Origin of the sequence: Bacillus sp. FSL R9-9834 (genome assembly GCF_038006905.1) — a bacterium.
Taxonomy (GTDB): Bacteria; Bacillota; Bacilli; order Bacillales; family Bacillaceae_G; genus Bacillus_A; species Bacillus_A pacificus.
The window spans coordinates 1,568,246-1,588,808 of sequence record NZ_JBBOWD010000001.1 but is presented as its reverse complement, the minus strand read 5'-3'; the positions used below and the strand labels follow the sequence as shown (position 1 = coordinate 1,588,808).

23 protein-coding genes are annotated in these 20,563 nt (G+C 35.9%); 5 read left to right on the top strand and 18 right to left on the bottom strand.

The genetic code is table 11. The features are described 5' to 3' along the window. Positions 1-150 precede the first annotated feature (150 nt). Positions 151-618 (bottom strand): YppG family protein, encoded by a 468-nt coding sequence (locus MKY00_RS08365; protein WP_014893168.1) that lies wholly within the window; start codon positions 616-618, stop codon positions 151-153. 177 nt (positions 619-795) lie between these two features. Here MKY00_RS08365 and MKY00_RS08360 point away from each other — a divergent pair, with 177 nt between their 5' ends. Beyond that, a complete protein-coding gene (locus MKY00_RS08360; RefSeq protein WP_000242661.1) occupies positions 796-987 on the top strand; it encodes a YppF family protein in 192 nt (63 codons plus the stop codon). Positions 988-1,011: 24 nt separating this feature from the next. Here the strand turns inward: MKY00_RS08360 and MKY00_RS08355 are convergent, their stop codons facing one another. Continuing rightward, positions 1,012-1,356, bottom strand: a complete 345-nt coding sequence (locus tag MKY00_RS08355; protein WP_000872959.1) for a YppE family protein — start codon at positions 1,354-1,356, stop codon at positions 1,012-1,014. Positions 1,357-1,371: 15 nt separating this feature from the next. After that, positions 1,372-1,614 carry a hypothetical protein gene (locus tag MKY00_RS08350; protein WP_001252039.1) on the bottom strand — a complete coding sequence of 81 codons (243 nt, stop codon included), beginning with the start codon at positions 1,612-1,614 and terminating at the stop codon, positions 1,372-1,374. Positions 1,615-1,699: 85 nt separating this feature from the next. Here MKY00_RS08350 and MKY00_RS08345 point away from each other — a divergent pair, with 85 nt between their 5' ends. Next, positions 1,700-1,876, top strand: a complete 177-nt coding sequence (locus tag MKY00_RS08345; protein WP_001982922.1) for a hypothetical protein — start codon at positions 1,700-1,702, stop codon at positions 1,874-1,876. A 123-nt stretch (positions 1,877-1,999) separates the two neighbouring features. Here MKY00_RS08345 and MKY00_RS08340 read toward each other — a convergent pair whose 3' ends face one another. Continuing rightward, positions 2,000-3,025, bottom strand: coding sequence for a DUF2515 domain-containing protein (locus MKY00_RS08340; protein ID WP_029141089.1), 1,026 nt, complete (start codon positions 3,023-3,025; stop codon positions 2,000-2,002). 103 nt (positions 3,026-3,128) lie between these two features. Here MKY00_RS08340 and recU point away from each other — a divergent pair, with 103 nt between their 5' ends. Both recU and MKY00_RS08330 read left to right on the top strand, forming a co-directional pair. After that, positions 3,129-3,731, top strand: coding sequence for a Holliday junction resolvase RecU (recU, locus tag MKY00_RS08335; RefSeq protein WP_000155593.1), 603 nt, complete (start codon positions 3,129-3,131; stop codon positions 3,729-3,731). Between the two features lie 65 nt (positions 3,732-3,796). Then, the gene (locus tag MKY00_RS08330) at positions 3,797-6,490 is read left to right on the top strand and encodes a PBP1A family penicillin-binding protein (protein ID WP_341034766.1); all 2,694 of its coding nucleotides are present in this window, start codon (positions 3,797-3,799) and stop codon (positions 6,488-6,490) included. A gap of 23 nt (positions 6,491-6,513) precedes the next feature. Here the strand turns inward: MKY00_RS08330 and MKY00_RS08325 are convergent, their stop codons facing one another. The 10 genes from MKY00_RS08325 to panB all read right to left on the bottom strand — a co-directional run bounded on the left by MKY00_RS08325 (position 6,514) and on the right by panB (position 15,682). Then, positions 6,514-7,032 carry a YpoC family protein gene (locus MKY00_RS08325; protein WP_073529919.1) on the bottom strand — a complete coding sequence of 173 codons (519 nt, stop codon included), beginning with the start codon at positions 7,030-7,032 and terminating at the stop codon, positions 6,514-6,516. 3 nt (positions 7,033-7,035) lie between these two features. Beyond that, positions 7,036-7,683 carry an endonuclease III gene (nth, locus tag MKY00_RS08320; protein WP_000933025.1) on the bottom strand — a complete coding sequence of 216 codons (648 nt, stop codon included), beginning with the start codon at positions 7,681-7,683 and terminating at the stop codon, positions 7,036-7,038. A gap of 15 nt (positions 7,684-7,698) precedes the next feature. Continuing rightward, complete coding sequence (gene dnaD / locus MKY00_RS08315; protein ID WP_000728540.1) at positions 7,699-8,406, bottom strand: DNA replication protein DnaD; 708 nt, start codon at positions 8,404-8,406, stop codon at positions 7,699-7,701. A gap of 123 nt (positions 8,407-8,529) precedes the next feature. Next, on the bottom strand, positions 8,530-9,717 hold the full coding sequence (aspB, locus tag MKY00_RS08310; protein WP_016717027.1) for an aspartate transaminase AspB: 1,188 nt from the start codon (positions 9,715-9,717) through the stop codon (positions 8,530-8,532). Between the two features lie 18 nt (positions 9,718-9,735). Next, entirely contained in the window at positions 9,736-10,239 is a 504-nt protein-coding gene (locus tag MKY00_RS08305) for a cell wall elongation regulator TseB-like domain-containing protein (protein ID WP_000758750.1), read from the bottom strand. Between the two features lie 7 nt (positions 10,240-10,246). Then, on the bottom strand, positions 10,247-10,417 hold the full coding sequence (locus MKY00_RS08300) for a YpmA family protein (RefSeq protein WP_000358352.1): 171 nt from the start codon (positions 10,415-10,417) through the stop codon (positions 10,247-10,249). 251 nt (positions 10,418-10,668) lie between these two features. Further along, positions 10,669-13,473, bottom strand: coding sequence for an ATP-dependent DNA helicase DinG (gene dinG, locus MKY00_RS08295; RefSeq protein WP_016717026.1), 2,805 nt, complete (start codon positions 13,471-13,473; stop codon positions 10,669-10,671). Positions 13,474-13,601: 128 nt separating this feature from the next. Further along, positions 13,602-13,985 carry an aspartate 1-decarboxylase gene (gene panD, locus MKY00_RS08290; protein ID WP_000490177.1) on the bottom strand — a complete coding sequence of 128 codons (384 nt, stop codon included), beginning with the start codon at positions 13,983-13,985 and terminating at the stop codon, positions 13,602-13,604. Between the two features lie 12 nt (positions 13,986-13,997). Next, positions 13,998-14,846, bottom strand: coding sequence for a pantoate--beta-alanine ligase (gene panC / locus MKY00_RS08285; protein WP_016717025.1), 849 nt, complete (start codon positions 14,844-14,846; stop codon positions 13,998-14,000). Then, on the bottom strand, positions 14,846-15,682 hold the full coding sequence (gene panB, locus MKY00_RS08280) for a 3-methyl-2-oxobutanoate hydroxymethyltransferase (RefSeq protein WP_016717024.1): 837 nt from the start codon (positions 15,680-15,682) through the stop codon (positions 14,846-14,848). Before panB ends, panC begins: the two co-directional genes overlap by 1 nt. Positions 15,683-16,089: 407 nt before the next feature. Between panB and MKY00_RS08275 the strand changes: the two genes are divergently transcribed. Next, positions 16,090-16,479, top strand: a complete 390-nt coding sequence (locus MKY00_RS08275) for a cupredoxin domain-containing protein (RefSeq protein ID WP_000028419.1) — start codon at positions 16,090-16,092, stop codon at positions 16,477-16,479. An 89-nt stretch (positions 16,480-16,568) separates the two neighbouring features. On the opposite strand, the gene MKY00_RS08270 is transcribed toward MKY00_RS08275, so the two are convergent. From MKY00_RS08270 to bshB1, 4 genes are read right to left on the bottom strand one after another with little or no spacing between them, the layout of a single operon-like run. Next, positions 16,569-17,549, bottom strand: a complete 981-nt coding sequence (locus tag MKY00_RS08270; protein ID WP_016717023.1) for a biotin--[acetyl-CoA-carboxylase] ligase — start codon at positions 17,547-17,549, stop codon at positions 16,569-16,571. Beyond that, a complete protein-coding gene (locus MKY00_RS08265) occupies positions 17,534-18,727 on the bottom strand; it encodes a CCA tRNA nucleotidyltransferase (RefSeq protein WP_016717022.1) in 1,194 nt (397 codons plus the stop codon). The genes MKY00_RS08270 and MKY00_RS08265 overlap by 16 nt, the downstream gene beginning before the upstream one ends. Continuing rightward, the gene (gene bshA, locus MKY00_RS08260; RefSeq protein ID WP_016717021.1) at positions 18,714-19,859 is read right to left on the bottom strand and encodes an N-acetyl-alpha-D-glucosaminyl L-malate synthase BshA; all 1,146 of its coding nucleotides are present in this window, start codon (positions 19,857-19,859) and stop codon (positions 18,714-18,716) included. The genes MKY00_RS08265 and bshA overlap by 14 nt, the downstream gene beginning before the upstream one ends. Then, positions 19,856-20,560, bottom strand: coding sequence for a bacillithiol biosynthesis deacetylase BshB1 (gene bshB1, locus MKY00_RS08255; protein WP_000015666.1), 705 nt, complete (start codon positions 20,558-20,560; stop codon positions 19,856-19,858). The genes bshA and bshB1 overlap by 4 nt, the downstream gene beginning before the upstream one ends. Between the last annotated feature and the right edge of the window lie 3 nt (positions 20,561-20,563).

Here is a 20,563-nt window from a genome sequence, read left to right as displayed (position 1 = left end):
TTTCTCTCCTCTCTCATAAAAAAAATCTGATTACACTTTACAATATGAGAAAAGAGGTTAAGCCGCTTGTTATATATACCCATTTATTCTAAGGAAATTTGTCTAGACCTTTATTTCGTATACAATGTTTTTATAGCCAACCCTCCAAAATTACTTACCAAAAAAACCTCCCACTTGCTTTACAATGCCTGTTACTTGATTCATTGCATTCATCATTTGTCCAGCTGTATTCATCATTTTATTTACATCATAGTTACCATCTGAATTTTTAAATTGGGAAACGAAACTAGAAAATTGACTTGGTTGTTGCTGTTGCTTTTGTTTATTTTGCGTCGGGTACGGTTGTTTTGGTGGATAAAACATCGCTTGTTGATTATAGGGGGATGGCGGTGGCATATAGTATTGTGAATTCATATAAGGTTGCGGTTGTTGGTTCATATAAGGTTGCTGCGGTTGATTCATAAACGACACTTCAAATGGCTGGTAATAATTTTGATTTCCATAATGAGGCTCGAAAGGATACATATTATAACGTAAATATGTATCCGTATTATATTGGTACATATTTTGCTGTGCATATGGATTAGATTGCTGATATACGTTAGATTGTTGAAACATGCATTCTCTCCTCCTTCACATAAGTTTCTACATATATAATATGTACTTGTAAAATAATTTGTGTGACGGATTATCTGTCTATTTTTGTCGGAAGTTTAAATTTTTAAAAAATTATAAAAGAAAACCCTTCCATGCTATGATAAAAAAGAAGAAGATTCTCATGGGGGAGGAATCAACATGGTATTAGGGGATTTAAAACAAGCGTTTTCTCAAAAAAAGGGGTATTACACAGAGAATGTAAATGAATTGTTAGACTTTGCGAGACATTGGTATCTCGAAGGAAAAATATGTATTTCAGATTACCGAACATTAATAAAAGAATTAGAGATAAACGGCGCAACAAAGCCTACAACGATGACAGAAGCATAAAAAACAAGAGGGTTTCCCCTCTTGTTACTTACATTGCTCAATTATATTTTGCAAAGTATACGAAATGGCTTGATGCGTTTCAAAGAATCGCTTACCTTTTCCTTTATTTACAAAACATTGCAACACATTTGTTTGTAAATTATCGTACACTTGATCAATTTGCTGTACATGTATATACTTTGGTTTTTCTTCCTTAATCCATTCATAAGCTAATTCTTTCCACACTTTTAATTCCTCATCTACCATATCTACAAACGGTTTCATATCCTTATAAAAATCGTATTCAATCATTTCTCTTTTTTTCACATTTGCTTCATTATTATGTTGCATAAGTTTTTCCGAAGACTGTATTAATGCTTCATACTTCATTTTATTCCCACCTTATTATGCACTCACTACGACGTTTTGAAATGCCTTCACCCAATTCCCTTTTTCTTCGTGATGCACTAATTTATTTTCCATATGCTCAATATGCATTTCTGTTATTTCTATCTTGTTGCATATTTTTTCACTCTTATCCTTTAATGCATGATTCATTCTAATCCCTATATTCATTTCCAGCAAATCGAGAGAACTTAACATTTGATCCATTGTTTTCATTACATCTTCCTTCTGAACCATCGCCATATACAAAACGCCTCCTTCTTTGCTTTTCCTTTGTCATGTAATTTCGCCGAATGATTTCACACTCCTTCTCACATGACAAAACTAGTTGTTATTCGTCAAAGAAATCATTTTGTATGTCATTTATAGAAATGGTAACAATACAAAAAGGAGGTGCATGAAAATGGCAAAGAACAAAAACGAAAAAAAGAAAAAACAAAATAAACAAAATAAACCCGAAACTGGCAACCCAAAATTAGATGGTCCAAACTTCCCTGCTACATAAAGTAAAACTTCTTTAATCTCTTATATTCATTACGTTTTGAGATTAAATGTTTAGCACGCATAGCAGGGTTACTTCACATTAAGAAGTCCCGTCTTCATAAATGAAGACGGGACTTCTTTTTTATTATATCACGAACTCATCTATCCTTTTAACAAAACGATTTACGGTGGAAGCAATATAGATTTGCTCCCTCTTTCTTTTATACCATTCTGTTATATCAACTTCACCCTTATACTCTTCTGGTAAAAATAGTTCATTTATTTCCGTATCTCTACAAAACCAATCTCTCATACTTATTTCATCATGTGCAACAGCAGGATAAACTTCTCTAAGAGCTGGTGTACAAGATTTTCTAGCTTCTCTTACATAACATTCATAATCTGCTCTTGATCCTGTGTGTATCGTTTGCGATGCAAACCTATGGAATAAACTTTTATACTTCCAATGAAATAGTAACGCTGCTAATTTCTTTCCTAGTTCTATACGCTTCTGTAACGTTTCAAATTGATAAATTGAAAAACCATACATCTTCCCTTCAACGGTTGGGAATATAACGGCACTAATATGAAGCATTTCTTGTAATTTAAAAAGCGCTGTATGGAATACATGTTTTTTAAAATATGCATTCTCAATAACTGGTTTTTGAATTTTATTTTGTTCATTTATAATAAGCGCTATCATAAGTCTATTTATATCTTTTTTCTCCCAAAAATATATCCATTCCTTTTCCATAAAAATGGATACGTTAAAATATTGTAACAAATGGAATAGTGGCACCTGCCTCCTCTTACTTTCTTCATATAACAACAGCTGAGGAAATGCATCTAAAAAAATAATCCAATTCGCTTCTTCATAAGTCAAAAATAAATGTTTTTTTACTGTTTGAGGTAAAACAGTAGCATAATACCTCCCTTGTAAATCAGTCATATTCCATCCCGCATTTCTCGAGACCATACTCGCTAAAAAAGCCCACCTAATTTCACTATTTCTTACATAATATTCTTGATAACACTGCGTTCGAGAAATGTTGTCCATATTAGCTATTTCTATTTCCCTCTTCATGTTGTAAACCATTGTTTTTTCTTCCTCTGTACAGACCGTATTTTTACGATATTGTTTAATTTTTTCATAATCATTCCATGTAAACATGAATAAGTCATCATACCTTTCTTCAAAAAGGTCACATCTTTTTTCATTTTTTGTTATAATCACCTTTGTAAGTAATTCTTAGCAAGTTGGGAGTGGACACACTATGACCATTCGTTACCCAAATGGAAAACGGTACAATCAAGCTTCACAACCTCATAAAACACCAATAAAAAAACATACTTATAGTAACAGAGGTATGTCCCTTGAAGAGGAATTGAATGAAACAAATGAATATTACTTAACCCATAATATTGCATGTGTACATAAAAAACCTACACCTCTTCAAATTGTAAAAGTAGATTACCCCGCTCGAAGTGCTGCAGTGGTAAAAGAAGCGTATTTTAAACAACCTTCTACAACAGATTACAACGGTGTATATAAAGGGAAATACATCGATTTTGAAGCGAAAGAAACAAAAAATAAAACGAGTTTTCCACTTCAAAACTTCCACCTTCATCAAATTGAGCATATGAAGCAAGTAATCGCTCATAATGGAATTGCATTTGTCATTATTAAATTTACACTTTTTGATGAACTTTATTTATTAGATGCAAAACATATTATTGCATTTTGGAATCGTCAAAATACTGGTGGACGAAAATCGATTACGAAAGAAGAAATAGTAGAGCATGGATCTTTATTATCATGCGGTTATCACCCTCGGATTGATTATATCCGTGTACTAGACACGGTTTATTTTTCGTGATAGAGTCATCACTAAGGCTCTTTTTTCGACTTTTGGGGAGAGAATGAAAGGTAGGAGAAAGTATAATGTCAGATAATTATCGTTCTCGTACAGAACGAAATCATGTAAAAAATCAAAAGCAAGAAACAAATACAGAGAAAAAACCAAAGAAAAAAGGCTCCTTTTTTAAAAAATTCCTTATAGGTTGTCTACTTCTTGGTATCGTTGGTCTTGTAGCTGGCGTTTCCGTTTTCTTTGTTATGGTGAAGGACGCTCCAAAATTAGACAAATCAAAACTTGTCAATCCTTTATCAACAAAGTTTCTTGATAAAGATGGGAACTTTTTCTATGAATACGGTGCTGAAAAACGAACCCACGTTACGTATGATCAAATTCCAAAAGTAGTTGAAAATGCATTCCTTGCAACTGAGGACTCACGTTTCTATGATCATAATGGAATTGATTTTAAACGAACTACAAAAGCAGTTATGGAAAATGTCACTGGAGGTTTCGGATCTCAAGGTGGTAGTACGATTACACAACAAGTAGTCAAAAACTATTTTCTAACGATGGACAAAACTGCAAAGAGAAAAGTACAAGAATGGTACCTATCTTACAAATTAGAGCAACAATACTCTAAACATGAAATTTTAGAAATGTACTTAAATAAGATTAATTTAGGTAACCGTTCATATGGTATTGCGACAGCAGCGCAAAAATATTATGGTAAAGATTTAAAAGACTTGCAATTACATGAAGCTGCTATGCTCGCTGGTTTACCCCAAGGTCCAAACATTTATGATCCAACCAAAAAGGAAAATGTTGAACGAGCAACAAATCGTCGTAATGTCGTATTGTCATTAATGAATCGACATGGTTATATAACAAAAGAAGAAATGAATAACGCAGTTAAGATCCCAGTAACAGAGGGTCTTCAACCGTCTTCAGAAATAACTGAGATGAAGTATCAAGCATTTTTAGATGCGGTTGTAAAAGAAGTTGAAAAAGAATATCCTGATGTAAATATTGGTTCAGATGGTTTGACGATTCATACAACACTTGATCAAGATGCTCAAGATTATGCTGAAAAAATTATGGATGGCAATCTTATTAAGTATCCGAACGATCAATTCCAAGGATCATTCGTATTTATGGATACACAATCTGGAGAAGTTCGAGCAATTGGGGCTGGGCGTAAAGAAAGTAAGTCTACTTTCAAAGGTCATAATATGGCCACTGATTTAAAACGCCAAGTTGGTTCAACAATGAAACCAATTTTCGACTACGGTCCAGCAATTGAGAATTTACAATGGTCTACATACCATCAATTAAATGACTCAGAATATACGTATTCCGATGGTAAAAAAATACGAAATGCAACAAATAGTTACAAAGGTGACGTTTCACTACGTGAAGCTTTGAAAAAATCATTAAACATTCCGGCTTTAAAGACAGCTCAAGCGGTTGGTCTTCCTAAGTCACAAGCGTTTGCTGAAGGTTTAGGTATGACATTTAAAGACGGCAAAACATATGAATCAACAGCAATTGGTAGTAACGATAGTTCACCATTACAAGTAGCAGGTGCATATGCAGCCTTTGGTAATGGTGGGAACTACAATAAACCGCACTTCGTAAAAGAAGTTATCTTCCCAGATGGGAAAAAGAAAAGTTTTAAACCGAAAGAACAACGTGCGATGCAAGACTACACAGCTTACATGGTGACTGACGTTCTTCGTGACGTCGTAAAACCTGGTTCTGGCGGTACTGGTCCAACAGCATACGTTTCAGGTGTTGATGTTGCCGGTAAAACAGGAACACAAAACTTTGATGCAGACGTTATAAAAGAATATGGTATTCCAGCTGATGCAAACAGAGATAGCTGGTTCGCTGGATATACACCGCAATATACAATGGCAGTATGGACTGGGTACGAAAAAAATGGCCCAGAAAACTACATTAGTGATCGTTATACTAAAATTGCACAGCAAATGTTCCAAGTAATGATGAGCAAATTCGCTACAGATAAAACTCGTTTCGAACGTCCTTCTTCTGTACAAGAATTAAATGGTGAATTGTACGTAAAAGGCGCTAAAAAAGATGCAGTGAAACAAATTAAAGTAGATGCACCTAGTGGTCTTAATGTCACTTTCGATGGCGCTAGCACAGTTACACTAAACTGGTCTGGACCAGCAGAAGTTGATGCGTATGCAGCAAGCTATAAAGCGACTGACGGTTCAAGTGGTAGTTTATCAATAAAAGGTACGACAGCTACTCTTGGTGGTATTAAACCGGGCGTTACTTACAGCTTCTCTGTAGTAGCGAAAAAAGGTACTGGAACAAGCCCAGCAGTTGGAGCATCCTTCACTGCGCCTGGAGGAACTCCAGACGCGAAGAAAGCTGAAGATGAGGCTACTAAGAAGAAAGCTGAAGAGGAAGCTCAGAAAAAGGCTAATGAAGATAAATTAAAACAAGAAGATGCTAAGAAAAAAGCTGAGGAAGAGCAGCGTAAACAACAAGAGCAACAGCAGCAAGAACAACAACGTAAACAACAAGAAGAAGCTCAAAAGAAAGCTGAAGAGGAAGCTAGAAAAAAAGCTGAAGAAGAAGCTAAAAAACAACAAGAACAACAACGTAAACAGCAAGAAGAGGCTCAAAAGAAAGCTGAAGAGGAAGCTAGAAAAAAAGCTGAAGAAGAAGCTAAGAAACAACAAGAACAACAACACAATACCGGTGAAGATACACCACACGCAGACGGAAATGTTGTTACAACAGAGTCTTAATACAAAAAAGAAGTCCTTTTCTCTTAACGAGAAAAGGACTTCTTTTTTGTTATCATTTTCTTTACATATAACTTTTCTATTTCAATATACAACTGCGCTAACTGAATATAAGAATGATAATTATTCGGTTTCTTTATAATGAACGAATAGCGCTCTATAAAATTCACTGGTTGTACTTCCAACATACTCGTGTAATCTTCCATTTCGTTCAAACTATAAACAGGTTGTTCATTTAGCCAATATACAATTGATAACAAATGTGCTGCAAAAAGAATCATTGGGCCTTCAGCTTCTTGCTTATTTCTGTTTCGAAAAAGTGTCGCAATGTCTTCATGCTTACTTTTCCATACATTCAACATTACAGGAATACTATTTTCAATTTCATTCCACGGCTCATATTGTCTTTCCATATCATATATAAAATAAGTATTTTGTACTGTTTCTTCAAAAGACTGTTCTGTATAATACGCAATCGAATTTATACTTTCTTTAAAAAATGGTAAGCATCGAAATTCTTTCGGTATTTCTATCACTCGCTCCATCCTTTATTTCCCCTTCATTCGCTTCTTTCCTTCACGACATACTTCTAGTAAAGGACACTCCTCACATTGTGGTCGCTGCGCTTTACAGTGATAACGTCCAAAGAAAATCATACGGTGATGTGTGACGCTCCATTCATCCATCGGAATTTTCTTCATTAATGTCTTTTCTACTTCTAACACCGAATCTTTCCATCTACAAATCGCTAACCGTTTACTCACTCTTTCTACATGCGTATCAACAGCAATTGCCGGAATACCAAACGCTACCGAAACAACTACGTTTGCTGTTTTTCGACCTACTCCTGGTAACTTCGTAAGCTCATCTCGATCTTTCGGCACTTCCCCATTGTAATCATCTAATAACATTCTGCACAATTTTTGAATGTTTTTTGCTTTATTTCTATACAAACCAATAGAACGTATATCTTGTTGTAATTCTTCTAGCGAAACACTTAAATAATCTTCTGGCGTTTTATATTTTTGAAATAAATTTTTCGTCACTTTATTTACAAGTGCATCTGTACATTGTGCAGATAACGCTACCGCGATTACTAGTTCAAACGGATTATCATGAATTAATTCACAATGTGCTTCTGGATACATATCCGCCATTGTGTCTAAACAATAGCGAATTTGCGTTTTATTTAACATATACTTCCTCCTACATTACTGCTCCAACCAATTATAAAAAGGTACTTTTCCAGTAAATTTCGTCTCTTGTTTTGTCGTTTGCTGCGTTCGTTGTTGATTTGCTCTAAATTTTCGTCCTTGGTTTTGGGCTTGATCTACTGTTTTAATACCATTCTTTTTCCATTCAAATAAAATACGATCAATATATCGGAAATTAAGCTTACCACTCATTACAGCTTCCCTGAGGGCCGCTTGAATTAAATTCGGATGATGTTGATCTTGATCTTCCCACATTCCCAACGTTTCACATTCAAATGGAGAGAGTGGTCTTCCAAATTCTTTTTCAAATACTGTATATAAATTTACTTGCAGTTGCTTTATTTCTTTTTGTTCTTCCTCTATTGATTCATTCATTAAGAAATGCAATATTTTTTCCCATAGCGGTTGTAAAGAATAACTTTCACACATCATCGCTTCTGATTTTTGTCCACCTTCTAGTGATAAAAAACCTTTTTGAATCAATGCCTGAATAACTTCCATACATTTCATTTCGGTAATCGTCATCCGTTCTGAAATCTCTGACGGAGTCGGAAACGAATTGCCCGATTCTAAAAATGTATGTACATGAAGTACAACCATAAATTCCGTTTCATTTAACCCTAATTTTTTATAATGCATCATAAGTAATTTTGGAATTGCAATGCTTCCCTGCTCAAACCACTGTAACATCATTTTCTTTTTCATCACCAAACACCTCGCTCTCTAGTATAACACACCTTTCGCTATTTCTTTTTGCCACAATTCGTCAAAAAAACCTCCCTATTATTGTAGGAAGGTTTTTTTGTATTACGTTAATAAAATATACAATTAAGCTTGCACTTTACTTTTCATAAACGTATGAATACGTTCTAATGCTTTCTCCACTTGTTCAAGAGATGTCGCATATGATAAACGAACGTTATTTGGAGCACCAAATCCTGTACCTGGTACAAGAGCTACTTTTTCCTCTTCTAATAGAGCTTTTGCCCAATCATCAACAGTTTCGTATCCTGATAAAGCTACTGCTTCTTTTACATTAGGGAATAAGTAAAATGCACCTTGTGGTTTAATGCAAGTAAAGCCAGGGATTTGAATTAATTTCTCATAAATAATGTTTAATCTCTCTTCAAATGCTTGACGCATTGTTTCTACAGGTTCTTGTGAGCCTGCATATGCCGCGATTGCGCCGTATTGAGCGATTGAAGTAGGGTTTGACGTACTATGACTCGCTAAGTTCGTCATCGCTTTAATAAGCTGCTTATTTCCTGCTGCATATCCAATACGCCATCCTGTCATAGAATGAGATTTAGATACACCATTAATAATAAGTGTTTGTTCTTTTAATGCATTAGAAAGCTGGGCAACCGAAGTATATTCTGCTCCACCATAAATTAATTTCTCATAAATTTCATCTGAAACGATTAAAATATCGTGTTCTAAACATACTTCTCCAAGCTGTTGTAATTCTTCTTTGCTGTAAATCATTCCTGTTGGATTGCTCGGTGAATTAATAATAACTGCTTTCGTTTTCTCTGTAATTGCCTCACGCAGCTGCTTCGCTGTAATTTTGTATTCATTATCTTCAAGGCCTTCTACATAAACTGGCTTACCACCAGCAAGTTTTACTTGTTCCGGATAACTTACCCAGTATGGCGTAGGGATGATAACTTCATCTCCTTCATCAAGTAACACTTGGAATAATGTATATAATGCATGCTTTGCACCGTTACATACAATAATTTCAGACGGATCATACGCAATTCCTTGATCGCGAGTAAACTTCTTAACAATTTCTTGTTTTAACGCTTGTAATCCACCTGTTGGTGTATACTTCGTATGTCCTTCTAACATCGCTTTATGTGCAGCATCCATAATATGTTCTGGCGTATTAAAGTCAGGTTCTCCTGCCCCTAATCCAATTACATCATGACCTTCTGCTTTTAATGCTTGTGCCTTTGCTGTAATTTCTAAAGTTGCAGATGGTGTTAAAGCAGCTACTCGCTTTGCTAATTTCATTTGTAGTTCCCCCTACATCTATTTTTCAATGCTGTAATGACCAGCATAAGCCCCATTTTGAAACTCTAAATAATAATACGTATAACGATCTTCCTGATCAATATATGTAATTTCCCACAACGGAATATCATTTTGAGCACCTAATTTTACTTTTATAATTTCTTTTGGCTTTGGCTTCGGCTCATCGCCTTTTCCTGTAGCTTGTTCAGCCAACTTTTGCAAAGCTTCTTTTTCAGGAATACCTTCACTCTTTTTCTTCACAAGGACATTCCCTTTTTTATTAGGCACCCAAACAATAATTTGTTCTCCTTTTTCGTCTACACCTTGTACGACTGTATATGAAGAATTTCCGTTATAATAATCCACAGATTTTACTTTTACAAGCTTTGCTTTTTCTTTTGCAATTTCTACAGATTTTGCCTCTTTAGGGATTTTCTTTTCCATTGCTTTATTATAAACATACGCCCCATATATTCCGCTAGCAACGATTACGATAACGATTGCAAAGATCCACTTTTTCATTGTATCACTACGTTCTGTAAATCGTAAATACAGCTGTTTCTTTATCTTTTTCGTCTAATGCTAATCCGAACATGAGGTCCTGCTCTTTTAACGTACGATTCAAACTATCAACGATTTTATACAAGTCAGACGAATATTTAATACGCGTCGTTGATAGGACTTCGATTTTCTTATCCATGAAAAAACTCCTCCGTTACACAAAAATTTCTAATTATAGAAGAACGCAATGCGGTTACAATAAGAGTACATTCTTTACAACCCCTGCTTCATCACCCATCTATTATAGCAGGACATGTACAGCAAAAAAAGGTTTCAAGTCGAAAACCAATACATTTTGTATACAAGAAGTAAGAAAAATAAAATTCCTCCTACCCACATTTTTTACGCCTGAAGTTTACATGCACTTCAGGCGTATTTTTTCTTCCAATTTTATTCAATTGGCCGTTCCTTTAATTGTTCTAACAATTCTTCTAAAGGGCCTTCATAAAGCGGAACAGTTGGAATTGATTGTAAAAAACGTTTTCCATAGGAAGCGCTTGTCAAACGACGATCTAATACAAACACCGTCCCGGTATCTGTACTTGTTCTAATAAGACGACCAAATCCTTGTTTGAAACGCAGTATTGCTTGCGGGAGTGCTAACTTAGCGAATACGTCCTCTCCTTGATTTTTTAACCACTCTCCTTTTGCTTCCATCATCGGTTGATGAGGAGGCGTAAAGGGAAGGCGGACAATAACAAGACAACTAAGGGCATCTCCAGGTATATCTATCCCTTCCCAAAAACTACTTGTTCCTAATAAAATTGATTTGTCGAACTCTTGAAACTTACGAATGAGGCGACTTCTGCTCTTATTATTCACACTTTGCGTTAATAATAAATAGCCTTCTAATTCCTCATCATTTTTCAAATTCGTATACGCTTCTTTCAACATTTCATACGAAGTGAACAAAACAAGCATTCTACCTTCTGTAGTTTTCGCTATTTTTGCAATATGAGCCGACACAGATTCAATATATTCTTCATTACTTGCTTGCTTAATAAAAGGCACATCCGTTGAAACCATTAATTTCATCTGTTCTTCAAAATGGAATGGTGATGGGACCTGTAATGTATTTGGAGCAAAATCATGTAAGCCTAGCTCTTCTTTTATATAGTCAAATGAATCGTTTACTGTTAGCGTTGCTGATGTGAAAATAACACTCTTTTTCTCTGTTAAAAATTCATCAGCAAATCTTTCACCAATACGAACAGGTTGTCCATATAAAACAGTTGAATGAATGGTTCCCTTCGTTTCAGTTTCCATCCATGTCACATATGAATTTTTTTCTAAAATGAGTACTTGTAAAGATTGCGCCATCTTTCTCAACAACTCAATTAAATGCATAAATTCACCTGTGACAACATGCATTTCCCATTCTAATTTACTTTGCAATATATCAACTTGCTTCTCAAGTGTAGAGAGTAATTTTCTTACATCATATACAAAGCGATTTGTTAACTCGGTAATACTATCCCATAACTTACCTTTCTCTACTTCCGTGTTATATCGATAAATGAGTGGCATATTGCTGATCCCTTGTTCCTGCTTTGTTTGTTTAAAGATGAATGCACGTAACATTTGGAATAGCTCATCCGCATCAAATTTCAACTCCTTCAAACTATGACTTACCATGCGGAAAGTAGAACGGGAGGCTTGCTCTGATTTTTTCATCATTTTATATACTTTAGAAAGCACATCATCTGTTTCTAGCGTACCAAGACGAGATAAAACTAGCTGGAAATACATACAGGAGAACTGTTCACCTAATGTTCTACTCGCCGCTTCCTCAATATGATGAGCCTCATCAAAAATAATATGTTCACATGACGCAAACAGGGGTTCTTCACTTGAAAAATCTTGAAATAATAACGCATGATTTGTAATAACGATATCTGCAAATAATGCTTTATTCTTTGCTCGTTGATAAAAACAACGACTAAACCAGTTGCTTTGCATCCCGCCTGGACTATGTACATCACTACAAATACGGTTCCAAAGTAACTTTCCGCCCTCAGGAATATTTAATTCATCACGATCGCCCGTTTCCGTTTGCAATAACCACACTAAAATTTTTGCCTTCGTGAGCGCCATATCATAATTTTTCTCTTCTTCTTGCAAAGCATATTCAAATTTATGTAGACAAAGATAATGCTTTCTTCCTTTTAGCAGAGCTACTTCAAATGAAAATGGCATGATTTTCTGTAATAATGGAATTTCTTTTTCTAGTATTTGTTGTTGCAGTTGTACAGTTTGGGTACTTATGATGACAGGTTCTTCTTTTTTCTTTGCAAAATAAATACTTGGAAGCAAATATGCAAGAGTCTTCCCTGTTCCTGTTCCTGCTTCAATTAGTGAAAACCTAGAATCTCTTAGCGCTGTATATATTTCCTTCATCATACTCTGTTGGCTTTCTCTTTTTTCAAACTTTGGCATATTCGACTCAAGTTTATCAATTGTCTTATGCAAGAAAGCATCAAATTTAAATGCACATGTTTCACTTAAGTTTAAAGAATAATTCCGTTTTCGAAGTGCAATATTTCGATACACTTCATATCCCTCTGCTCCTTTTTTACCATGCATCATTTTCTTTAAAATATTTTCAGAAAGCACATCCGCTATATCACTTTGAAACACATCACTCAATTCATAAAGCGATTGCAAAGTGACAAGGGGTAACTTCTCAATTTCATTTAAAAATTGTAAAAACAATTCCGCTGTTGCAAGAGCATCACTATCCGCACGATGCGGTTGATCATGCTCTAATTCGTGTTGTTTAGCTAAATCACGTAATTTATAACTATCAGCCGTTGGCAAAAGAATTTGCGCCAACTCAACTGTATCAACTTTTGGACAATGTATTTCTGTATATCCAGCCTGCCTTAATTCTTCCGTTAAAAAATTCCAATCAAAATGAACATTATGTGCAACGAAAGCTGCACCTTGTAATAGCTCAACAACCATCGGGGCTACATCTTGAAATAACGGGGCTTGCTTAACCATACTCTCATCAATCCCTGTTAACTCTGTAATAAATGGCGGAATCTCTCTCTTCGGATTAATAAAAGATGAAAAAATCTCTAATATCTCTCCATCTTCCACTACAACAGCTGCAATTTGGGTAATTTTATCTTTCCCATCCTTCCAGGAGTTCCCTGTCGTCTCTAAATCCACAACGACATAACGCTTACTCATATATGTAACACCTCAATTTCTTACCTATCAAACAGAAAATTATATAATGTTACTATACCACGTTTTATCTCATCTTAATGAAAAGATGCACAAAAAAGCTATCTCCGTAATAGAGATAGCCTTCTTACTTATAGTATCGTTCCTGCTTTTTCAGCACCTAACATTTCAATAATTTGATTATTATCGTCTAATACTGCAATTTTCGGCTCTTGTTTATGAATATTTTCTTCTGCCACTAGACCGTAGCAAATAATAATAACTTTATCTCCTGGTTGTACAAGCCTTGCAGCTGCACCATTCAAACAAACAACACCGCTACCACGTTCTCCTTTAATAACATATGTCTCTAAGCGAGCACCATTATTATTATTTACAATTTGGACTTTTTCATTTTCTACAATATTTACTGCATCCATTAAATCTTCATCAATTGTAATACTACCTACATAATTTAAATTTGCTTCTGTTACTGTTGCGCGATGTAACTTCGCTCTCATCATTGTGCGAAACATAGATGCTCCCCCTTATTTAACCGTTAATGTTATATTGTCAATTAATCGTACATTGTCAAATTTAACTGCAATTGCTAAAATGATTCGTCCTTCAATTTTATCCACTACTTGTAGTGAAGGATACGTATATAAATCAGCATAATCTACAGTGCCTTTCGTATACGTCTCAATATACTCTTTCACAAGAGTTGTAATGATTTCTGCATTACGTTCTCCTGCCTCAATTCTTTCTTTCGCTATACATAGACTGCGGTATAAATGAGGAGCCTCTTCACGCTCTTCTTGTGACAAATACACGTTACGAGAACTTTTCGCTAATCCATCTTCTTCCCTTACAATATCCACCGGTACGATTGTAACCGGAATATTAAAATCAGCGACAAATCCTTCAATGACAGCAACTTGCTGTGCATCTTTCATACCGAAATAAGCACGTGTTGGCAATGTAATATTAAATAGTTTCATTAGTACAGTCGCAACACCAGCGAAATGACCAGGTCTTTGCTTTCCGCATAACACATCGGTACGCTTCACAACTTCTACTGTTGTCGTTTGTTCTGCTGGATACATTTCTTCTACGCTCGGATAAAATAAATAATCTACACCGTTTTCTTTTGCTACATTTTCATCTCTATCAATATCACGAGGGTATCGATCTAAATCTTCATTTGGTCCAAACTGTAGCGGATTAACAAACACGCTTAAAACTACAATTTCATTTTCTTCTCTTGCCTTACGTAATAAAGTCGCATGACCTTCATGTAAATAACCCATCGTTGGGACAAAACCAATACTTTTTCCACTTGCACGTAGTTCGTTTGTAATTTGCTGCATCTCTTGTACTGTAGTTACGATTTTCATTATTGTTTTCCTCCGTATAACGCTAAACATTCTTCCTCTTTCATTGTGAATGAATGTTTTTCTTCCGGAAATTGACCTGTCTTTACTTCAGTAACGTATTGTGAAATCCCTCGCACAATCTCCTCTTGAACCGACGTATATTGCTTCACAAATTTCGGAACACGCTTTACACCATATGAGATAAGATCATGATAAACGAGTACTTGCCCATCCACTTTTTGTCCTGCTCCAATTCCAATCGTTGGAATTGTTAGTTGCTTCGAAATGAATTCTGCTAGCTGCATTGGCACACATTCTAATACAAGTGCTATCGCACCAGCTTCCTCACATCTCTTCGCATCTTCTATTAATTTTTTTGCACTTTCAGCATCTTTTCCTTGTACTTTATAGCCACCTAACACTCCTACAGATTGAGGAGTTAAGCCTAAGTGTGCCACGACAGGAATTCCCGCACTCGTCAAGTAATGAATAGTTGATATCACTTCTCCTGCACCTTCTACCTTCAGTGCATGAGCACCACTCTCTTGAACGATGCGGCGTGCATTCACCATCGTATCTTGAGGCGACACATGATACGACATAAATGGCATATCAGTTACAATAAACGTCTCTTTCGCTCCTCGGCGTACAGCTTTCGTATGATGAATCATATCCTCTACTGTTACAGGTACTGTTGAATCATAGCCGAGCACAACCATCCCAAGGGAATCTCCAACTAAAATCATATCAACTTCCGCTTCTTCTGCTAACTTAGCAGATGGATAATCATACGCCGTTAGCATTGTAATCGGCTCACCTTGCTCTTTCATTTTCAAAAAATCTGTTTTTGTTTTCAAAAACTACTCCTCCTTTATACAGGAGAGAGGAGATGGCCGAAATCATATAAAAAACCCCTCTGGCCATAAAAGGGCAGAAGGGTTGTGTGTTAGTCGGCATTATTCATCCCTCTGTCCCAGTCCGTTATTGGATCAAGGCAGAATCCAAGTTATTATTTTTCGTATTGCATCGAATCATGGTGCAGTTCGCTCTGATACTGCCCACATTCGAACTAATTATAGCAAACTCTAAAAAGGAATTACTACATTTTTTTGAAAAAATAATTTTTATCCTTATTACGGTATGTGAAATTTTTAAATAACGTATGCATAGAAAGATAAACAGATTTGTTTACATGCATAGTATAACTCTTAAAATAATGATGCAGGTTAATTGAGGAAACATACTTACAAAAGGAGAATTGCTAATGTCTATAAGCACATGGTTATTTCGATTCATCGGTTTTCTTGTGATGCTTGTGGGAGTAACAACTTTAAATTCCCTCAATGTATTTGCATCAATTAACGTCGTAACACAACCTGTTGAGTCTGCCAAAGTGATTGAAGTCGAGCTAAACGATGATTACTTTAAACCGAACGTCATCACGATTCCAATTGAAGAATCAACAACATTGCTATTGAAAAATAAAGGCAAGAGCGAGCACACCTTTACAGTAAAAAAGCTCGGCATTGACGTCGTAGTCGAGTCAGGACAAGAAAAAAATATTACCGTGAAACCTAAAAATACTGGTACATATGAATTAATATGCCGGTATCACCTTCTTAAAGGAATGGAGGGAAAAGTAATCGTCAAATGACAAGTAAATACTAAAAAATTCATTATCGCACCGCAAACTCATTTCAAAAATATTAAAATAAAAAAGAAGTTCCAAAAGAGGAACTTCTTTTACTTAATTTCGATATCCGCAGAATGAATGTGATGTACTTTTCCTTCATGATCTTCTAGAAGCAATACACCATCCTCTGTAATTCCTTTTGCTATCCCTGTAATTGTCTCTCTCATCGTTCGAGCGTTAATTTCTTTCCCGATGCTCACAGCGTAACTTTCCCAAAGAATTTTAATGACAGAGAAACCATTTTGTAAATACTCTTCATATAATTTTTCTAGTTGTAAAAAGATTTGTTGCATAAGCTCCGCACGAACAATTGGCTTACCAGATTCAATCGCTAAAGAAGTAGCAATATGCTGAATTTCCTCATCAAAATGTTCTTGCTTTTGATTCGCATTAATACCAATACCCATAATGACAGCATTAATTTTATCAGGATCAGCTTGCATTTCTGTTAATATACCTACAGCTTTTTTCCCCTGAATTAAAATATCATTCGGCCATTTTATTCCTACATTTACACCTGTGCACTTTTCAATTGCTTGCGCAACGCTAACAGCGGCTAACAAAGTAAGTTGTGGTGCATGATGAACCGGGATTGATGGACGTAAAATAATACTCATCCAAATTCCTGTTCCTTTTGGTGAATGCCATTTTCTGCTTAAACGACCTCTACCCGCTGTTTGTTCTTCTGCCACAACAATCGTTCCTTCTTCTGCCCCTTCATAAGCGAGTTTTGCTGCAATATACTGCGTCGATTCAACAGACTCTTCAAAATACACTGTTCTACCAATATGTTTCGTTTGTAATCCTAACTGAATTTCATTCGCAGTCACTTTGTCTGGCTTACTTGCAATTCGATAGCCTAATCGACGCACAGCTTCAAGTTCATACCCCTCATTCCGAAGGTCCTCCATATGTTTCCACACAGCAGTTCTTGAGCAACCAAGTTTATCACTAATTGTTTGACCAGATACAAACTCGCCATCCGCTTCCGAAAAAACTTGCAATAACTGCTTTCTTATAGTAGATTGCATTCTTGCAGCCACTCCCTTATACACTCTTTCTCATTCACTACATTTCCTTGTACGATTGCTTCTTCAATTTTTTGAATCATTTCAGCAACCCACGGACCTGGCTTTTTACTTGCCCAGTTTAACAAATCATTCCCAGTCACATTCATCTCTTGTCGATTCTTGATTGGCAATGCTTGAAACAACGTTTGTACTCGTTTCACAGATGTATGATCATAGCTTTCAATCATCGCTTCATATACTCTTTCTGCCATTTCAGCTATATGAATTCCCGTTTTATAAAGAAGAACTGTATCCCAATCCTTTTCCTTTCTCTTACGGACTGTTAATAAAACTGCGACGATATCTTTTATTTTTTTATTTGAAAACTTCCATTGACGTAAAAAGACAGCTGGATGTTCTTCCCCGATACAATATAAGAAAAAGGCCCATGCCTCAATGTCTGTTTCAAAAGAATCCCAGTTATACTGCGTAGCTTTTAACAATCTCTCTTCTGACATCTGTAAATATGGTAGATGGGAAAATAGTTTCGTTTCTACTAATTCTTTGAGAGCCTTCACACAATATGTGCCAGTTAACAGTTTTTCAAACTCCACTGTAATTCTCTCAATTGCTATATGTTCCAGCAAATGTCCATATGTTTCAATTGCTTGTTTCGTTTTCGTCTCTAAAGAAAAACCTAACGTACTTACGAACCGAATACCACGCATCATTCGCAGGGCATCTTCTTGAAAACGATCCGCAGCATTTCCCACTGTCACAATTTCTCTCTTTTGAATCGCTTCCTGCCCAGCAAATAAATCAACCATTTCGCCTTCTTCTGTCATAGCAATTGCATTCATTGTGAAATCACGACGTTTTAAATCCTCTTCTAATGAACGAACAAATTGAACACTACTAGGTCTTCGAAAATCTTCATATTCGCTCTCTGTTCGAAACGTGGTTACCTCATAAGGTTCACCATTTTCTACTACAATTACAGTTCCATGCTCAAGACCAACAGGAACATGTCTTGGAAATATAGCCATCACTTCTTCTGGTAAAGCAGATGTCGCAATATCAATATCTCCAACCGGCCTATCGATAATAAGATCGCGTACGCTTCCGCCGACAAAGTAGGCCTCATGCCCTTGTTGCTTTAAAGTCTCAATAATAGAACTAGCTTTTTTAAATCTTTCCATTTTTGTCATCCCTTAGTACATCATAGTAAATCGTTTCATATTGTGAGACGATTTTTTCAGAGCGGAACTGCTCGTAAACACTTGCTCTTGCTCGCTCTCCCATATTACGGTGAAGTTCTTCATCCTTTAATAACTGAATGGCTTGATTTGCCACTCCTGTTGTATCGCCAACTTCACATAAATATCCTGTTTCACCATGTTGAATGACTTCTGGAATACCTCCAACCCTTGTTCCGATACAAGGTACACCACACGCCATCGCTTCTAATAAAACAAGACCAAAACTCTCTTTCTCTGATAGAAGTAACATTAAATCACTCATCGCAAGTAACTCTGCAACATTATCTTGCTTCCCTAAAAATAAGACGCGATCTTCAATATGTAAATTTTTCACCAACTGTAAAATCGTGCAAAATTCCGGTCCATCTCCAACAAGAAGCAACTTCGCATCTACTTCTGTAACAATTTTAGCAAAAGCCTGCACAACATCTTGCACACGTTTCACTTTACGGAAATTTGAAATATGAATGAGTATCTTTTCACTTTCACTTATACCGTATTCTTTCTTTAATTGAGTCATATCACGCTTGAAATATACACGTTCGTCTATAAAGTTATATACCGTTTGAATGTCTTTATTTGGTTTTACAAGCTCATGCGTTTCGTTAATTAATGAATGCGAGACAGCCGTCACAACATCGGATTGCTCAATACCAAAACGAATTAAATTATTTAAAGAAGGGTCGGAACCTAACACAGTAATATCTGTTCCATGCAAGGTTGTAACAATTTTAATACGCTCGCCAATCATTTGTTTTGCTAAATAAGCACAAATGGCATGTGGTATTGCGTAATGCACATGTAAAATGTCTAGGTTTTCTCTTTGTGCAACCTCTGCCATTTTACTCGCTAACGCTAAATCGTACGGTGGATATTGAAATACAGAGTATTGATTTACTGTCACTTCATGAAAGTAAATGTTTGGATACACTTTATTTAACCGGAATGGTAAACCCGATGTAATAAAATGAATTTCATGCCCGCGTTCCGCTAATTGCTTTCCTAATTCTGTTCCAACAACTCCAGAACCACCTACAGAAGGATAACATGTAATACCTATTTTTAATTTCATTTACATCCCCCTATTAAATCAGCATGTAATAAAACCGGTTTCTTACTCATAAACCCTTCGGCATATAAGACTCCAACTTCTTTTCCAAACATTTTCTCACGAGCGACTACAGTTTCAACGTAACCTTCTGTTAACGGCGTTTTCACACCATCACTCCCTGTTGAAAACTGACTTTCATACGCTTCTAGTGCTTCCACTTTTTGCGATACGTATTCACTAATATCTATACAAAAATTCGGTTTATGAAAACCATTAATCATATAATGATAAAAAGACTCCACACGATGTGGTGGAACCTCTGGCATATATTTGCGAATTCCCGCTGAAAAAATAGCTTCTTCCACAAGTTTTGCACAATTTGCATGATCTGGATGACGATCTTCATAATACGGTGCAAAAACTAGTTTTGGTTTATATGTACGAATTACCTTTACAATTTCACGTATATACTCTTCTTTCATATACAAACCACGGTCTGGCATCGCTAAATTTAGTCTCGTTTTTACTCCCATTATACGAGCTGCCGCCTTTGCTTCTTCTTTTCTTAACTCTATCGTTCCATTAGAAGAAAGATCAGCTTCTGTTAAATCACAAATACCTACTTCATACCCTTGCTTCGTATATTTAGCAATGGTACCAGCCATGCCGATTTCAACATCATCGGCATGAGCACCAAACGCTAATATATGTAATCCACTCATAAT

Excerpts from the sequence above, each read along its gene's own strand:
- bshB1 (WP_000015666.1), bottom strand. The coding sequence starts at position 20,560 with ATGAGTGGATTACATATATTAGCGTTTGGTGCTCATGCCGATGATGTT.
- MKY00_RS08265 (WP_016717022.1), bottom strand. The coding sequence starts at position 18,727 with ATGGAAAGATTTAAAAAAGCTAGTTCTATTATTGAGACTTTAAAGCAA.
- dnaD (WP_000728540.1), bottom strand. The coding sequence starts at position 8,406 with ATGAAAAAGAAAATGATGTTACAGTGGTTTGAGCAGGGAAGCATTGCA.
- nth (WP_000933025.1), bottom strand. The coding sequence starts at position 7,683 with ATGTTAAATAAAACGCAAATTCGCTATTGTTTAGACACAATGGCGGAT.
- MKY00_RS08270 (WP_016717023.1), bottom strand. The coding sequence starts at position 17,549 with ATGCAATCTACTATAAGAAAGCAGTTATTGCAAGTTTTTTCGGAAGCG.
- MKY00_RS08325 (WP_073529919.1), bottom strand. The coding sequence starts at position 7,032 with ATGGAGCGAGTGATAGAAATACCGAAAGAATTTCGATGCTTACCATTT.
- bshA (WP_016717021.1), bottom strand. The coding sequence starts at position 19,859 with ATGAAATTAAAAATAGGTATTACATGTTATCCTTCTGTAGGTGGTTCT.
- MKY00_RS08330 (WP_341034766.1), top strand. The coding sequence starts at position 3,797 with ATGTCAGATAATTATCGTTCTCGTACAGAACGAAATCATGTAAAAAAT.
- MKY00_RS08300 (WP_000358352.1), bottom strand. The coding sequence starts at position 10,417 with ATGGATAAGAAAATCGAAGTCCTATCAACGACGCGTATTAAATATTCG.
- MKY00_RS08340 (WP_029141089.1), bottom strand. The coding sequence starts at position 3,025 with ATGTTTACATGGAATGATTATGAAAAAATTAAACAATATCGTAAAAAT.
- MKY00_RS08360 (WP_000242661.1), top strand. The coding sequence starts at position 796 with ATGGTATTAGGGGATTTAAAACAAGCGTTTTCTCAAAAAAAGGGGTAT.
- panD (WP_000490177.1), bottom strand. The coding sequence starts at position 13,985 with ATGTTTCGCACAATGATGAGAGCGAAGTTACATCGCGCAACAGTAACA.
- MKY00_RS08355 (WP_000872959.1), bottom strand. The coding sequence starts at position 1,356 with ATGAAGTATGAAGCATTAATACAGTCTTCGGAAAAACTTATGCAACAT.
- MKY00_RS08365 (WP_014893168.1), bottom strand. The coding sequence starts at position 618 with ATGTTTCAACAATCTAACGTATATCAGCAATCTAATCCATATGCACAG.
- MKY00_RS08275 (WP_000028419.1), top strand. The coding sequence starts at position 16,090 with ATGTCTATAAGCACATGGTTATTTCGATTCATCGGTTTTCTTGTGATG.
- MKY00_RS08350 (WP_001252039.1), bottom strand. The coding sequence starts at position 1,614 with ATGGCGATGGTTCAGAAGGAAGATGTAATGAAAACAATGGATCAAATG.
- MKY00_RS08305 (WP_000758750.1), bottom strand. The coding sequence starts at position 10,239 with ATGAAAAAGTGGATCTTTGCAATCGTTATCGTAATCGTTGCTAGCGGA.
- recU (WP_000155593.1), top strand. The coding sequence starts at position 3,129 with ATGACCATTCGTTACCCAAATGGAAAACGGTACAATCAAGCTTCACAA.
- dinG (WP_016717026.1), bottom strand. The coding sequence starts at position 13,473 with ATGAGTAAGCGTTATGTCGTTGTGGATTTAGAGACGACAGGGAACTCC.
- panC (WP_016717025.1), bottom strand. The coding sequence starts at position 14,846 with ATGAAAATCGTAACTACAGTACAAGAGATGCAGCAAATTACAAACGAA.
- aspB (WP_016717027.1), bottom strand. The coding sequence starts at position 9,717 with ATGAAATTAGCAAAGCGAGTAGCTGCTTTAACACCATCTGCAACTTTA.